Source organism: Marivibrio halodurans, from assembly GCF_017963645.1.
GTDB classification, from domain to species: domain Bacteria; phylum Pseudomonadota; class Alphaproteobacteria; order UBA8366; family Aestuariispiraceae; genus Marivibrio; species Marivibrio halodurans.
On the sequence record NZ_JAGMWN010000004.1, the window covers coordinates 58,353 to 72,226 of the forward strand.

At 67.2% G+C, this 13,874-nt stretch carries 13 protein-coding genes; 5 read left to right on the forward strand and 8 right to left on the reverse strand.

All coding sequences use genetic code 11. From position 1 onward, the window contains the following. Positions 1 to 5 precede the first annotated feature (5 nt). From KAJ83_RS09460 to KAJ83_RS09490, 7 genes are all read right to left on the reverse strand, one after another. Positions 6 to 446, reverse strand: coding sequence for an acyl-CoA thioesterase (locus KAJ83_RS09460; protein WP_210681824.1), 441 nt, complete (start codon positions 444 to 446; stop codon positions 6 to 8). Further along, on the reverse strand, positions 446 to 2,092 hold the full coding sequence (locus KAJ83_RS09465; protein WP_210681825.1) for a benzoate-CoA ligase family protein: 1,647 nt from the start codon (positions 2,090 to 2,092) through the stop codon (positions 446 to 448). The genes KAJ83_RS09460 and KAJ83_RS09465 overlap by 1 nt, the downstream gene beginning before the upstream one ends. Then, the gene (locus tag KAJ83_RS09470; RefSeq protein WP_210681826.1) at positions 2,089 to 3,279 is read right to left on the reverse strand and encodes an acyl-CoA dehydrogenase family protein; all 1,191 of its coding nucleotides are present in this window, start codon (positions 3,277 to 3,279) and stop codon (positions 2,089 to 2,091) included. The genes KAJ83_RS09465 and KAJ83_RS09470 overlap by 4 nt, the downstream gene beginning before the upstream one ends. A 97-nt stretch (positions 3,280 to 3,376) precedes the next feature. Beyond that, on the reverse strand, positions 3,377 to 4,201 hold the full coding sequence (locus tag KAJ83_RS09475; protein ID WP_210681827.1) for an enoyl-CoA hydratase family protein: 825 nt from the start codon (positions 4,199 to 4,201) through the stop codon (positions 3,377 to 3,379). Continuing rightward, positions 4,194 to 4,772 carry a MarR family winged helix-turn-helix transcriptional regulator gene (locus KAJ83_RS09480; RefSeq protein WP_246484426.1) on the reverse strand — a complete coding sequence of 193 codons (579 nt, stop codon included), beginning with the start codon at positions 4,770 to 4,772 and terminating at the stop codon, positions 4,194 to 4,196. The genes KAJ83_RS09475 and KAJ83_RS09480 overlap by 8 nt, the downstream gene beginning before the upstream one ends. Next, positions 4,769 to 5,545 (reverse strand): SDR family NAD(P)-dependent oxidoreductase, encoded by a 777-nt coding sequence (locus KAJ83_RS09485; protein WP_210681828.1) that lies wholly within the window; start codon positions 5,543 to 5,545, stop codon positions 4,769 to 4,771. The genes KAJ83_RS09480 and KAJ83_RS09485 overlap by 4 nt, the downstream gene beginning before the upstream one ends. 13 nt (positions 5,546 to 5,558) lie before the next feature. Beyond that, positions 5,559 to 7,868 carry a bifunctional salicylyl-CoA 5-hydroxylase/oxidoreductase gene (locus tag KAJ83_RS09490; protein WP_210681829.1) on the reverse strand — a complete coding sequence of 770 codons (2,310 nt, stop codon included), beginning with the start codon at positions 7,866 to 7,868 and terminating at the stop codon, positions 5,559 to 5,561. Positions 7,869 to 8,051: 183 nt separating this feature from the next. Between KAJ83_RS09490 and KAJ83_RS09495 the strand changes: the two genes are divergently transcribed. From KAJ83_RS09495 to KAJ83_RS09510, 4 genes are all read left to right on the forward strand, one after another. Next, entirely contained in the window at positions 8,052 to 9,356 is a 1,305-nt protein-coding gene (locus KAJ83_RS09495) for a hydroxyacid-oxoacid transhydrogenase (protein ID WP_210681830.1), read from the forward strand. Positions 9,357 to 9,771: 415 nt separating this feature from the next. Continuing rightward, a complete protein-coding gene (locus KAJ83_RS09500; RefSeq protein ID WP_210681831.1) occupies positions 9,772 to 9,942 on the forward strand; it encodes a hypothetical protein in 171 nt (56 codons plus the stop codon). A 191-nt stretch (positions 9,943 to 10,133) separates the two neighbouring features. Next, on the forward strand, positions 10,134 to 10,886 hold the full coding sequence (locus KAJ83_RS09505; protein ID WP_210681832.1) for a glutathione S-transferase: 753 nt from the start codon (positions 10,134 to 10,136) through the stop codon (positions 10,884 to 10,886). A 93-nt stretch (positions 10,887 to 10,979) separates the two neighbouring features. After that, the gene (locus KAJ83_RS09510) at positions 10,980 to 11,867 is read left to right on the forward strand and encodes a L,D-transpeptidase family protein (RefSeq protein WP_210681833.1); all 888 of its coding nucleotides are present in this window, start codon (positions 10,980 to 10,982) and stop codon (positions 11,865 to 11,867) included. A 67-nt stretch (positions 11,868 to 11,934) separates the two neighbouring features. On the opposite strand, the gene KAJ83_RS09515 is transcribed toward KAJ83_RS09510, so the two are convergent. Beyond that, a complete protein-coding gene (locus KAJ83_RS09515) occupies positions 11,935 to 12,234 on the reverse strand; it encodes a DUF2312 domain-containing protein (RefSeq protein WP_210681834.1) in 300 nt (99 codons plus the stop codon). A 188-nt stretch (positions 12,235 to 12,422) separates the two neighbouring features. Here KAJ83_RS09515 and hemN point away from each other — a divergent pair, with 188 nt between their 5' ends. Then, positions 12,423 to 13,832, forward strand: a complete 1,410-nt coding sequence (gene hemN / locus KAJ83_RS09520) for an oxygen-independent coproporphyrinogen III oxidase (protein ID WP_210681835.1) — start codon at positions 12,423 to 12,425, stop codon at positions 13,830 to 13,832. The last annotated feature ends 42 nt before the right edge of the window (positions 13,833 to 13,874 follow it).

Below are 13,874 nucleotides of genomic sequence, written 5' to 3' on the forward strand. Positions count from 1 at the left end.
ATCTTCTACTCCTCGACGTCCGCTATATCGCTTGCCAGGAACGCTTCCATCCGCCGGCGCAGATCGTCCGGCACGCGCTTCGCCTTCGGCGGGGGCCCCAGATCGGCGAAGACGATCACATGATCGAAGCCGACACGCAGGCGCCCGTCCTCTCCCTCGCCCTCCACGCGCAAGGCGATCGAGCTGCCGCCGAGCTTCACGATCCGCAGGCGCCAAAGCACGCTCTCGCCCAGCAGGCCGGGGCTGCGATACTCCGCCTTGGTGGAGAGCGCGGGAATGCCGCTGTGCATCGGCCCATGCAGTTCCCGGAAATCGCAGCCGAGCCCCTCGTCGAACCAACGTTCGACCACCTCGTTCAGCATTTCGTACCAACGGGGGAAAAAGACGATCCCGGCCGGATCGCAATGCTGGAAGCGCACCGTGATCCGGGTTTCGAAGTCGGCCATCAGCCTTTCCGCTCCTCTTCCATCCGGCGCAACCGGAAGCGCTGCACCTTGCCCGTTTCCGTCTTCGGTAACGCGGTCACGAATTCGACCGCGCGGGGGTATTTATAGGGGGCGATCACCTTCTTCACGTGATCCTGCAAGGTCTTCGCCATCGCCGCGTCGCCGGGATGATCCGCCGCCAGCATGACGAAGGCCTTCACGATGGTGCCGCGATCGGCATCCGGCGCGCCGACGACGGCGCATTCGGCGACCGCCGGATGGCTCATCAACGCGGCCTCGACCTCCGGGCCGGAGATGTTGTAGCCGGCGGAGACGATCATGTCGTCCGCCCGCGCCTGGAAATGGAAATAGCCCTCCGCGTCCATCAGATAGGCGTCGCCGGTCAGGTTCCAGCCATCGCGCACATAGTCCCGCTGGCGCGGGTCGGCGAGATAGCGGCACCCCGTCGGCCCGCGCACGGCAAGGCGCCCGACCTCCCCCACCGGCATCTCGTTCATCTCGTCGTCGACGATCCGGGCCTCATAGCCGGGAATCGGCTTGCCGGTGGCGCCGGGCTTGATCTCCTCCTCCACGGCGGAGATGAAGATATGCAGCATCTCCGTCGCGCCGATGCCGTCGATAATCCTGATCCCGGTCGCCTCCCGCCAGGCGACGAAGGTCGGTTTCGGCAGGGTTTCCCCGGCGGAGACGCATTTGCGCAGGCTCTTCAGCGGATAGCGCTCGATCGCGTTCAGCATGGCGCGATAGGCCGTCGGCGCGGTGAAGCAGACGGTGGCCCGATGACGCTCGATCGCGCGGGCCAGCTCCTCCGGCGGCAACCGCTCCAACAGGATGGAGGCCGCCCCCACCCGCATCGGGAAGGTGGCGAGTCCCCCCAGCCCGAAGGTGAAGGCCAGCGGCGGGCTGCCGATGAAGATATCGTCCGGCCGCGCCTTCAGCACCGAGCGGGGAAAGGCGTCGCAGATCGCCATCACATCGCGATGGAAATGCATCGTGCCCTTGGGCTTGCCCGTCGTGCCGCTGGTGAAGGCGATCAGCACGCAATCGTCCGCGGCCGTGTCGCACGTCTCGAAGGCACCGGACTTGGAGGCCATGCGATCCTCAAGCTCCGCATGCGCGCCCTTCTCGCCGGAACCGTTGTAGCAGACGGTTCGCTTCAGGCAGGGCGCCTGGGCCTGGGCAGCGTCCATCTCCTCCTTCAGGCGTTCGTCGCAGAGCGCCAGCGCGATTTCCGCCTTCTCCGCGATCACGGCCAGTTCCTGCCCGCGCAGCAAGGGCATGGTCGCCACCACGATACCGCCCGCCTTCGCGATGCCGAACCAGCAGGCCATGAACATCGGATTGTTGGCGCCCCGGATCATCACGCGATTGCCGGGGACGAGCCCCAGATCCTCCGTCAGCACGGCGGCGATCCGGTTCGCCTTGTCCTGCAAATCGGCATAGCTCCAGCGCTGGCCGTTCGGGCCGATGAAGCAGAGGCGGTCCCCCTCCCCTGCCGCGACGCGCGCGTCGAGCAATTCAGCGGCGCAGTTCAGGCGCGCGGGATAGCGGAACTCCGGCCTGTCGAGCAGGAAGGTCGGCCATTCGCTCTCCGGCGGCAGGTTGTCGCGCGCGAAGCTGTCGATATGCGCGGTCCCGGCATTCATCCGCGTTCTCCCTTCCCGTCCACGCCCTTGGCGTTGGCGCGCTCGGCATAGGCCGCCAGATGCTGGCGGGCGATCACGACCTTCTGCACCTCGCTCGCCCCTTCGTAGATGCGCAGCGCCCGGACGTCGCGATAAAGCCGTTCCACCGGATTGCCCAGAACCACGCCATGCCCGCCCATGATCTGGACCGCCTGATCGACGACGCGTTGCGCCGTCTCGGTCGCGTGCAGCTTCGCCATCGCGGATTCCCGGGTCACGCGCGGCGCGCCCGCATCCTTGGTCCAAGCGGCACGATAGACCATCAGCGCCGCCGCATCGACCGCCGTCGCCATGTCGGCCAGCATCGCCTGCACCATCTGCAAATCGCCGAGCGTCCCACCGAACAGCCGCCGGGTGGCGGCACGGCCGCTGGCCTCGTCCAACGCCCGGCGCGCGAAGCCGAGCGCCGCCGCCCCCACGGTGGACCGGAAGATGTCGAGGACGCTCATCGCCACCTTGAAGCCCTCCCCCGCACCGCCGATCCGTGCCGAGGCGGGCACCCGCGCATCCTCGAAGCGAAGCCGCGCGAGCGGATGGGGGGCCGAGGTCTCGATCCGCTCCGCCACCGTCAGGCCGGGTGTCTCGGCGGGGATCAGAAAGCAACTCAATCCCTTCGCGCCCGGCGCCTCGCCCGTGCGCGCGAAGGTGCAGTAGAAATCCGCGATGCCGCCGTTCGAGATCCAGGTCTTCTCGCCCGCGATCACGAAATCCCCGCCGTCCGGCGTCGCCGTGGTCTTGAGCGCGGCGACGTCGGAGCCCGCCTCCGGCTCGCTCAGGGCGAAGGCAGCGATCGCCTCCCCGCGCGCCACGCGGGGCAGCCAGTCGCGTTTTTGATCGTTCGTTCCAAAAAGGGTGATCGGGCCCGAGCCCAACCCCTGCATGGCGAAGGCGAAATCGGCCAGTCCCCCGCGATAGGCCAGGATTTCCCGCGCGAGGCAGAGCGTGCGCACGTCGAGCGCGTCACCCACCGCGTTCGCCGTCCATCCGCCCGCGCCGAGGCGCCGCGCGATTTCCCGGCAGGACGCGTCCACGTCCGCATGTCCCGGCGCCAAATCGCCCAGATCGTCGGCGAAGGCGGCGATCCCGTCCGCGAAATCACGATGCCGGGGCTCGAAGAACGGCCAGTCGAGGAAGGTGCGGTCAGCCATGGGCGGGCTCCTCCGCCCCGGGCCATGTCGGCGCATACGCACCGGACGCCCCCTTCACGGGGATAGAATGAGATGGGGGAGGCGAAGGACGCATCCCTCAATCCCCCTCGAAGACGGGCTTGCGCTTCGCGGCGAAGGCTTCGAAAGCGCGCGTGAAATCGGCTGTCTGCATGCAGATCGCCTGGGCCTGGGCTTCCGCCTCGATGGCGCCTTCGAGGCTCATGTCCCATTCGCGGTTCAGCATGGTCTTGGTCATCATATGCGCGAAGTTCGGCCCCTCGGCGAGACGCGTGGCGAGCGCCAGCGCCTCCTCCGCCACCGCGTCCTTCTCCGTCAGGCGGTTGAAGAAGCCCCAGCGCTCCCCCTCCTCCGCCGTCATGGCGCGGCCGGAGAAAAGCAACTCGCTCGCCCGGCCCTGGCCGATGACGCGCGGCAGCAGCGCGCACGCCCCCATGTCGCACCCGGCGAGCCCGACCCGCGTGAACAGAAAGGCCGTGCGCGCGTCCGGCGTGCCGAGGCGCATGTCGCTGGCCAGCGCGATCATCGCGCCCGCGCCGGCGCAAATGCCGTCGACGGCGGCGATCACCGGTTGGCGGCAATTGCGGATCGCCAGCACCAGATCGCCTGTCATGCGGGTGAAGGTCAGCAGTCCCTTCATATCGCGCTTGGTCAGCGGCTCGATGATCTCGAACACATCGCCGCCGGAGCAGAAATTGCCACCCGCGCCCTGGATCACCACGCCCTCGACATCCTCCGCGTCGCGCAGCGCGCGGAAATAATCGCGCAGTTCGGCATAGCTCTCGAAGGTCAGGGGGTTCTTCTTCTCCGGCCGGTTGAGCGTGACGAGCGCGATGCTCCCGCGCATCTCCAACGCGAAATGCCGCGCCTCGTATCCGGCCATGCCGTCCGCAGTCTCAGCCATCGCGGCCTCCCTTCCTTCCGTCCTTCGCCCCGTCCTTCGGGGCCTCCTCCGCCGCGCGCTCCGCGGCCGATCGGCGCGCCTTATCGAGCAGGCCGGTCAACGTCCCGACCTCCGACGGGCTCAAGCCCGCGAACAACCCGTCGATCCAGCCCAGATGCGCCTCCGCCATGGCGAGGAACTGCCGGCGTCCCTCCTCCGTCAGCGCGATGAAATGGGTACGCCGATCCTCCGGCGGGGAACGGCGGGTGACCGCGCCCTCCCGCTCCAGCCGGTCGACCACGGCCGTGACATTGCCACCGGAGACGCGGAGCCGCCGGGAAAGCTGCCCCATCGTCATCCCCTCCGGCCCCGCGCGGTCGAGGGCCGCCATCAGGTCGAAACGCGGCAGGGTGACATTGAAGCCCGCGCGCAGATGCGCGCGGATATCCCGCTGGACCAGATTGGAGATATCGAGGATGCGCAGCCACATCCGCAGCCGTTCCACATCGCGCCCGGCCATGGCGGCGGCCGCGCTCGCGGGCGGATAGTCGGCGCTGTCGTTTCCGGGGGGGGAAGATGCGCGCGCGCTCATCCCATCACCTCCCCACCGGCGACGGCGATCGCCTGGCCGGTGATCGACTCGCTGCCGGGCATGACCAGCCATTCGACGGTATTCGCCACCTCCGCCGGGTCGATCAGGCGGCCCATCGGGTTGGTACGGGCCAGGACGGCGCGCGCCTCCGCCTCGGTCCTGTTGCCGCGCGCGGCGATCGCCGCCACCGCCTGGGCGGCCAAATCGGTTTCGGTATAGCCGGGACAGACGGCGTTGACGGTGACCCCGCGCCGGGCGGTCTCCAACGCCGCCGCGCGGACGAGGCCGACCGCCCCGTGCTTCGCCGCGACATAGGCCGCGACACCCGGATAGGCCTTGAGGCCCGCCGTGCTCGCCACCACCACGATGCGGCCCCAACCGGCATCGGTCATCGCGGGCAGGGCCGCCTTCATGCAGGTGAAGACGCCGACCAGATTGACCTCCAAGCCCTCGCGGAAGCCCTCGACGCTCTCCTCCGCCAGGGGCCGGGCCGTCGTGCCCCCGGCATTGGCCACCAGGATATCCACCGGCCCGAACGCCGCCGCCGCGTCCGCGAAAGCCTCCGCGACCCGCGCGGCATCCGTGATATCGCAGGCGGCCGCCCGGGCATGCGGCAATCCCTCGGCGAAGGTGGCGGCCGCCGCCCCGTCGCGCGCCAGGATCGTGACCTTCGCGCCGCGCGCCGCCAGGCGGCGGGAAATGGCCGCGCCGATCCCCTTATATCCGCCGGTGACCAGCGCGTGACGCCCGGTCAGGTCCTCCGCCTCCGTCATCGACACCCCTCCCCTAGACCCGGAAGCCGCCATCGGCCTGCTGCTGCTTTTCCATCAGGCGTTCGATCTGCGCCTTGCCCGGCAGATAGGGCCTGGGCCATGCGATATCCTCGTACCCCTGGGCGGCGGCCGCCTTCAGCGTCCAGTACGGGTCCCACAGATGCGGCCGCGCGAGACAGCAGACATCCGCGCGACCCGCCATCAGGATGGAATTCACATGGTCGATTGCGTGAATATTGCCGACGGCCATGGTGGGAATCCCGACCTCGTTGCGGATGCGGTCGGAGAACGGCGTCTGGAACATGCGACCATAGACCGGCTTCGCGTCCGGCGATGTCTGGCCGGCGGAGACATCGACGATATCCACGCCCGCCGCCTTGAGATGCCGCGCGATCGCGACCGATTCCGCCGGCGTGATGCCGAAATCGCCGACCCAATCATTGGAGGAGATACGCACCGAAATCGGCTTCTCCGCCGGCCAGACGGCCCGGACGGCCCGGAAGACCTCCAGCGGATAGCGCAGGCGGTTTTCGAGACATCCGCCATAATCGTCCGTGCGCTTGTTCATCAGCGGGGTGATGAAGGCGCTCATCAGATAGCCGTGGGCGTAGTGCAGTTCCAGCATGTCGAAGCCAGCGCGCGCCGCGCGTTCCGTCGCCGCGACGAAATCGGCCGTCACCCGGTCCATGTCGGCGCGCGTCATGGCCCGCGGCACCTGATTTTCCGGCGACCAGGGAACGGCGGAGGGCGCGATGATCTCCCAATTCCCCTCCGGCAGGGGGGCGTCCATCCGCTCCCAACCGCGCTGGGTCGAGCCCTTGGGCCCGGCATGGCCGAGCTGCAGGCATATCCTGGCCTCGCCCTGGCGGTGGACGGCATCGACGACACGCGTCCAGGCGGCCTCGTGCGCGTCGGTATAGAGGCCGGCGCAGCCGGGGGTGATCCGCCCCTCGGCGCTGACGTCGGTCATTTCGGTGAAGATCAGGCCCGCCCCGCCCTGGGCCCGGGCGCCATAGTGGATCAGATGGAAATCGTCGATCAGCCCGTCCGTCGCCGAATACATCGACATCGGCGAGACCGCGACGCGATTGACCAATTCCATATCCCGCAAACGGAAGGGCGCGAACATCGGCGGGACGCGGCGCTGCGTCTCGCGGCCCGTGGCCTTGCCGACGAACCAGCGCTCCGCCCCCTCCAGCCAGGCACGGTCGCGCAGGCGCAGATTCTCGTGGCTGACCCGTTGCGAGCGGGTCAGTAGCGAATAGGCGAACTGGATCGGGTCCTGGCCGAAATAGCGTTCGATGTCCTCGAACCATTCGGTGGAATTGCGCGCGGCGGACTGGATACGCAGCACCTCCAGCCGACGCGCCTCCTGATATTCCTTCAGCACATCGTCCAGGGGGCGGCGCCCCTCGATCACCCCCGCCTTCAGCATGGCGGCGAGGTCGATCGCATCCTCCATCGCGAGCTTGGTGCCCGACCCGATGGAGAAATGCGCCGTATGCGCCGCATCGCCCATCAGCACGATGTTGCCGTGGCGCCAGCGCTTACAGGAGACCCGCTGGAAATTCAGCCAGGCGGAGCCGCGCAGATGACGCGCATTGCTCATCAAACCGTGGCCGTCGAGATAGGGGCGGAAAATCTCCTCGCACCGGCGGATCGTCTCTTCCTGAACCGCCGTGTCGAGGCCGAGCCGCGCCCATGTCTCAGGCGCGCATTCGACGATGAAGGTCGAGGTCTCGCCATCGAACTTATAGGCGTGCGCCCAGATCCAGCCGGCCTCCGTCTCCTCGAAGATGAAGGTGAAGGCATCGAAAACCTTATGCGTGCCGAGCCAGACGAACTTGTTCCGCCGCACGTCGATATCGGGCTCGAACACATCCGCGAACCGGTTGCGCACCTTGGAGTTGATACCGTCGGCGGCGATGATCAGATCGGAATCGGCATAGGCCTCGATATCCTCGACCTCCGTCTCGAACTGTAGGGCGATGCCCAGATCTTCCGCCCGGGCCTGCAGGATATTCAGCAGCCGCTTGCGCCCGATGCCGGAGAAGCCATGCCCGCCGGAGGTGACGCAGGCTCCCTTGTAATGCACGTCGATATCGTCCCAATGCGCGAATTCGGACAGGATGGTCTCCGCGCTGACCGGGTCGTTGTCGCGCAAATTGTCCATCGTCTCGTCCGACAGCACGACGCCCCAGCCGAAGGTGTCGTAGGGCCGGTTACGCTCCACCACCGTGATGTCGTGGGCATCGTCCTGGAGCTTCATCAGGATCGCGAAGTAGAGGCCCGCGGGCCCGCCGCCGATGCAGGTGATCTTCATGGGAGGCTTCCCTTCACGTAACGCGATCGATGAAAATATTTTAAGCTTAAAATATTTTCGGCGTCAAGCCGCGGCGGAGTGCTCAAACCCGCATTGCCCCGGCGCGCGGCGCATGGAATCCTGTTGGTGGACGATGACGGTCCGACAAACGGACCGCGCGATGATCACGGGAGCGAAAACGCCATGGCCCTGAACCCCTATTTCATGCCGACCGACGGCGGCGACACGGCCTTCACCGTCGAGGCGCCGAAGATCAAGTTCGGCTATGGCGCGCTGGAGGAGGTCGGCGGCGACGCCAAGGCACTGGGCATGACGCGGGTCGCGCTGTTCGCCGACCCGAAGACGGCCGACCTGCCGGGGATGGAGACGCTGACGGCGTCGCTGGAAGCCGCCGGCATGCACGTCACCGTCTATCAGGATCTGGAGGTCGAGCCGACCGACCGCTCCTTCAAGGCGGCCGCCGATTTCGCGGCGGCGGGGAACTTCGACGGCTATGTCTCCTTTGGCGGCGGGTCCACCATGGATACCGCCAAGGCGGCCAATCTCTATGCCAGCTATCCGGATGACTTTCTGGCCTATGTGAACGCGCCGATCGGGGCGGCCAAGCCGGTGCCGGGGCCCTTGGCACCGCATATCGCCTGCCCCACCACCTTCGGCACCGCCAGCGAATGCACCGGCATCGCGATCTTCGACCTGCTGGAGATGGAGGCGAAGACCGGCATCGCCAATGCACGGCTGCGTCCGGCGCTCGGCGTGCTCGACCCGTCGGTGCTGGAAAGCCTGCCGCCGCCGGTGATCGCGGCCAACGGTTTCGACGTCTTCAGCCACGCCTTCGAAAGCCTGACGGCCCGCCCCTATACCCAACGCCCGAAAGCCGACGATCCGCAGAAACGCCCCTTGAGCCAAGGGGCCAACCCCTATTCCGACCTGGCCTGCCAGGAGGCGATCCGTCTCGTCGGCGACCATCTCGTGCGCGCGGTCAACGACCCGCGCAAGGAGGATTACGAGGCCCTGATGTTCGCCGGCATGCTGGCGGGCATCGGATTCGGCAATGCCGGCTGTCATGTACCGCACGCGATGAGCTATGCCGTCGCCGGGCTGGTGGAGGATTACGTGCCGGAAGGCTGGGCCACCAACGAGCCGATGGTGCCCCACGGCATCTCCGTCATCGTCAATTCCCCGGCGGTCTTCCGCTATACCGGCAAGGCCTGCCCGGAGCGCCACCTGATGGGCGCCAAGGCGATGGGCGCCGATGTCAAGGGCCTCGACCCCCGCAAGGCGGGCGACGCGCTGGCCGACCGCATCATCGAGATGATGAAGGCCACCGGCATGCCGAACGGCCTGTCCGGCGTCGGCTATGGCGAAGCGGACGTGCCGCGCCTCGTCTCCAAGGCGGCGCCGCAACGCCGGCTGCTCGACAACGCACCCCGGCCGGTGCACGAAGCCGAGTTGACCGACCTCTTCACGGGCGCGCTGCGCTATTGGTGAAAACCGGAACCTGCCGTCGGGCCATATGAAAGCTCCCGCCCGCCCGATTACCAAATTGTCCGGTTTCGTTCGAGAGACCCCGCCTCCGAACGTTAGGATAACAGACGGAATGATTCCTGCCCCTAACCCCTAGTCAAGGGCCGGACAAAGCCCTATATTCCGCCTCCCAGCCTCCGGCCGCCATTTCAATGAGCATAACGAGGCTCTGGACGGGCGCTGGGTCGGCAGAACAGATATGCAAACGACGCGGGGTTTGGAGCGTTTGCCATGCGTTTTCTGCAAGGTCGATGTGCGGAAAGCGAAGTGGTGAGGCAAATCTGTTTCAGATAAGTGTCCTAGCAGTTTCGATCGTGGAGAGTTGCCCACGGTGCAGGCTTTCTCGATCGCACCAAAAGCAATGGAGACGGATCCGAAGATGAGCGATTCAAGCAAAAACAAGAAGCCCGAGTCGGACCGCCAGTACGAGGCGAAGACGCGCAAATGCCTTATGTGCCAGAGCGAATTCAAGAGCGCTTGGCCGGGTGAGCGGGTTTGCTCGAATTGTAAGCAGACCAGCGCCTGGAACGATTCCTCGTTGGCGGCCTGACGGCTGACCGATCCCCGCCGTCGGGAGAACAAGACGGCACCGATCATGAGATCACGAAACCCGGGCTCGGTTTCCCGCGAGAGCGACAGGAACCCGTCCCGGGTTTTTCGTGTGCGTGGAGGGCGCCCCTCGACAACGCCGAACACCGCGCCTAGTGTCGGAAAATCGTCAAGAACCCATCGGTCCGCCGCATGCCTGACCCCGCCTCCAAGACCGACCACGCCCTGACGCTCCATATCGGCAATCGCACCTATTCCTCCTGGTCGATGCGGGCTTGGCTTGTCCTCGCCGCGTCCGGCCTCGACTTCCGGGAGGAGATGATTCGCCTGCGCGAACCGGGCTTCCGCGAGAAACTCGCGAACGCTTCGCCCGGGGCCACCGTCCCGGCCCTGCATGACGGCCGTCTTGTTTTGTCGGAAACCTTGGCGATCGCCGAATATGTGGCTGAATGCGCGCCGGACGCCGGTCTCTGGCCGGAGGACCGGCAGGACCGCGCGCTCGCCCGCATGATGGCGGTGCGCATGGCGGTCGGGTTCAAGGCCCTGCGCGATGCCTGCCCAATGAATGTCAGTCAACGATTCGAGACACGGAAAACCCCCGGCGCCGTGTTGGAGGACGTGGCGCAGTTGGAGGCCCTCTGGCGACCGCGCTTCATGGTTCCCCGCGATGCGCGGGACGGTCCCTTCCTGTTCGGCCGGTTCGGTATCGTCGATGCCTTCTTCGCGCCGATCGCGATGCGCTTCTATACCTACCGAATCCCGGTATCGCTCGACGTCTCGGCCTATGTCGACGCCCTGATCGCGGCCCCGCTGGTGCGGCGGTGGTTGGAGGATGCGCGCGCCGAGCCGCCGCGCGATCCCGAGGTTGTCGGCGACTTCGCCCGTAATGACCACACGCCCGGCGATTTCCCGATACTCACCCACCCGGCCCTGAGGACGACTTGATCGGGGACGCGGTGTAAAGCGCGCCGCCCCGAAAAAGCCCGAATATCATCCCGCATCATGCCATGCTTCGCGGGCAGCATGGCGCCCATGACAATGCTTCGTGGAACCGCCATCGCCTCGCTTCTCGCGCTCGCCGTCGCCGGGCCCGTGATGCTCGTCGACGCGATGCGCACGCCGATCGAACCGCGCGAGTTGGAAACCGTCACCAGCCGGCTGGCCGATGTCGGCGCCGGCGCGCGCGCCCGCCTGGCGGAGGGCTTCGCCCGGGCCGACATCGCCTATCCGCCGGCACGCATCCGCCTCGCGGCCTTCAAGGAGGAGGGTCGGCTCGACCTCTTCGCTTCGAACAACCCGGACGGCGAGGATCTGCGCTTCATCAAGAGCTACGACATGGTCGCCGGGCCCCGTCCGATGCGCGCCGCCTATGAGGGGCCGAAGCGCGCCGCGGGCGATCGGCGGGTTCCCGAAGGGCTCTATGCCCTCGACTATCTCAACCCCAACTCGATCGAATATCTCTCGATCCGGATCGCCTACCCCAATCGTTTCGATCGCGAGCGCGCCACCGTCATGGGGCGCGGCACCGACGATCTCGGCGGCGCGATCATGATCCACGGCGGCGGCCCGGCGGGCACGGAGGGCTGTATCGGGGTGGAGAATGTCGACATCGAGGAACTTTTCACCCTCGTCGCCGACGGCCGCGCGGCCGCGCAACGCCGAGGCGGCGAGATGCAAGCCGACATCCTGATCGCACCGCGTGATTTTCGCATGAACCCGCTCGACCATGCGAGCCTGGAGGCCGCCGGGGACGGATCGCTCGATCAACTCGCCCGGAACGAGGAAGCGGGCGCGCCCGTCTGGACCGCCCGCCTGCATCGCGATATCGACCGATCGCTTTCGGCCCTGCCGGGGGCGGAGAGCATGGGGGCATCAGGTACCCGTGCCTTCGCGGAGAATTTCCGCGCGGTTCTCGCGGTCGATTGACCGGCCGGGACAACCGCGCCGCGCGCCGTCTCTTCCCCGGCCCTCTCTTCCCCGAGCGCCCCTGCCCCTATTGCATGCCCAGGGCCGACATATAGGTGTCGAGAAGCGCGTCCTCTTCCGCCCGGTCGTCCGGATCCTTTTTGCGAAGGCTGACGATCTTGCGCATGGTCTTCACGTCGAAGCCCTGCGACTTGGCCTCGGCATAAACTTCCTTGATATCCTCCGCGATCGCCTTCTTATCCTCCTCCAGCCGTTCCACGCGCTCGATGAAGCTGCGCAGGCGCTGGCCGGTCGGGGTCTCGGAGACGGGCGTATCGCCGTCCTGTTCCTTGGGGTCGGCATTGGGCAATCCGGCGGTCTCGGACATCGCTTCTCGGGCCTCTTTCCTGGGGCGGATGAAAATGTGGCGCGACGACCGTGGAAGGGTGTTCGCGCGCGAAGCCGAAGACTATCGATCCGCATCCCCGGCATCAAGCGGCCGACGCGCCCTCGCTTCCACCGGCGTGCTTGATCTCGATCAAGGCGGCGGGCCGCCGTGACGGCATTATGCGCGTCATGACCATAGCAACATGCCTGCCCCCGAAATCGCCCGACCTGCTGCTCTCCAAATATGGCGGGCCGGTGCCACGCTATACGAGCTACCCCACCGCGCCGCATTTCGACGGGGCGGTCGATGCGGCGCTCTATCGCGAATGGCTCGGGCAATTGCCGGCGGACCGGACGGTCTCGCTCTATTTCCACATCCCGTTCTGCGACACCCTGTGCTGGTTCTGCGGGTGTCAGACCAAGATCACCAAGCGGTACGAGCCGGTCGCCGCCTATCTGGACCGGCTCGACCGGGAAATCGCGATGGTGCGCGAGGCCGCGGGCGGCGCGCGCCTGCCGGTCGCGCATATCCATTGGGGCGGCGGCTCCCCGACACTGCTGGTTCCCGACGACATCGGGCGTCTGGCACGGATGATCGACCGCGACTTCGCCCGGACGGAGGACTGCGAGTTCGCGGTCGAGATCGACCCCCGGGACATCGGGCCGGCCACCGTCGACGCCCTGGCAGACGCCGGCGTGACACGGGCCAGCCTCGGCCTGCAGGACGCCGACCCGGCGATTCAGCACGCCATCAACCGCGTCCAACCGCTGGCGGAGACCGCCGCCCTCGTCGAGGAACTGCGGATCGCGGGGGTCCGTTCGCTCAATCTCGACCTGATGTACGGGCTGCCGCATCAAACAACCGCGCACGTCCTGGCGACGATCGACCAGGCCCTGCGTATGGAGCCGGATCGGATCGCTCTTTTCGGCTATGCCCATGTTCCGTGGATGCGCCCCCATCAGCGCATGATCCCCGAAGCCGCCCTTCCCGGTCCGAGCGAACGCTTGGCGCAAGCCCAGGCGGCGGCCGCGGCGCTCATGGATGCGGGCTTCGTGCCGATCGGGTTCGACCATTTCGCGCGTCCCGATGACCCGATGGCCCGCGCGCTGGCGCGGGGGGCATTACGGCGCAACTTTCAGGGATACACCACGGACGGGGCCGAAACCTTGATCGGCATCGGCGCCTCGGCCATCGGGCGCTTGCCGCAAGGTTACGTCCAGAACGACGCGGCGACCGGACGCTATCTCGCCGCGATCGACGACGGCGCCTTCGCGACCGCGCGCGGTCACGCCCTATCCGGGGACGACCGTCTGATGGGCGCGGCGATCGAACGGCTGCTTTGCGATTTCGAGGTGGACCTTCCGGCCCTCGCCCACGCGCACGGCAAGCCCGCGGACGCCTTCACGGACGCATGCGCGCGCCTTGCCCCCATGATCATGGACGGTCTCGTCCTGGTTCAAGCCGGCCGCCTGATCGTCAGCGACAGCGGCCGCCCGTTCGTCCGGCGCATCGCGGCATGCTTCGACGCCTATCTGGGCACCCCTGCCCCGGCGGCGGCCGCGACCGACCGGGCGCCCCGCCATTCGGTCGCGGTGTGATGCCGACGCCCCATTGCCCGAATTGAAGCGGGATAGGCTTGT

Bases quoted from the DNA above. Each gene is read 5' to 3' on its own strand.
- KAJ83_RS09460 (WP_210681824.1), bottom strand. From the start codon at position 446: ATGGCCGACTTCGAAACCCGGATCACGGTGCGCTTCCAGCATTGCGAT.
- KAJ83_RS09465 (WP_210681825.1), bottom strand. From the start codon at position 2,092: ATGAATGCCGGGACCGCGCATATCGACAGCTTCGCGCGCGACAACCTG.
- KAJ83_RS09470 (WP_210681826.1), bottom strand. From the start codon at position 3,279: ATGGCTGACCGCACCTTCCTCGACTGGCCGTTCTTCGAGCCCCGGCAT.
- KAJ83_RS09475 (WP_210681827.1), bottom strand. From the start codon at position 4,201: ATGGCTGAGACTGCGGACGGCATGGCCGGATACGAGGCGCGGCATTTC.
- KAJ83_RS09480 (WP_246484426.1), bottom strand. From the start codon at position 4,772: ATGAGCGCGCGCGCATCTTCCCCCCCCGGAAACGACAGCGCCGACTAT.
- KAJ83_RS09485 (WP_210681828.1), bottom strand. From the start codon at position 5,545: ATGACGGAGGCGGAGGACCTGACCGGGCGTCACGCGCTGGTCACCGGC.
- KAJ83_RS09490 (WP_210681829.1), bottom strand. From the start codon at position 7,868: ATGAAGATCACCTGCATCGGCGGCGGGCCCGCGGGCCTCTACTTCGCG.
- KAJ83_RS09495 (WP_210681830.1), top strand. From the start codon at position 8,052: ATGGCCCTGAACCCCTATTTCATGCCGACCGACGGCGGCGACACGGCC.
- KAJ83_RS09500 (WP_210681831.1), top strand. From the start codon at position 9,772: ATGAGCGATTCAAGCAAAAACAAGAAGCCCGAGTCGGACCGCCAGTAC.
- KAJ83_RS09505 (WP_210681832.1), top strand. From the start codon at position 10,134: ATGCCTGACCCCGCCTCCAAGACCGACCACGCCCTGACGCTCCATATC.
- KAJ83_RS09510 (WP_210681833.1), top strand. From the start codon at position 10,980: ATGCTTCGTGGAACCGCCATCGCCTCGCTTCTCGCGCTCGCCGTCGCC.
- KAJ83_RS09515 (WP_210681834.1), bottom strand. From the start codon at position 12,234: ATGTCCGAGACCGCCGGATTGCCCAATGCCGACCCCAAGGAACAGGAC.
- hemN (WP_210681835.1), top strand. From the start codon at position 12,423: ATGACCATAGCAACATGCCTGCCCCCGAAATCGCCCGACCTGCTGCTC.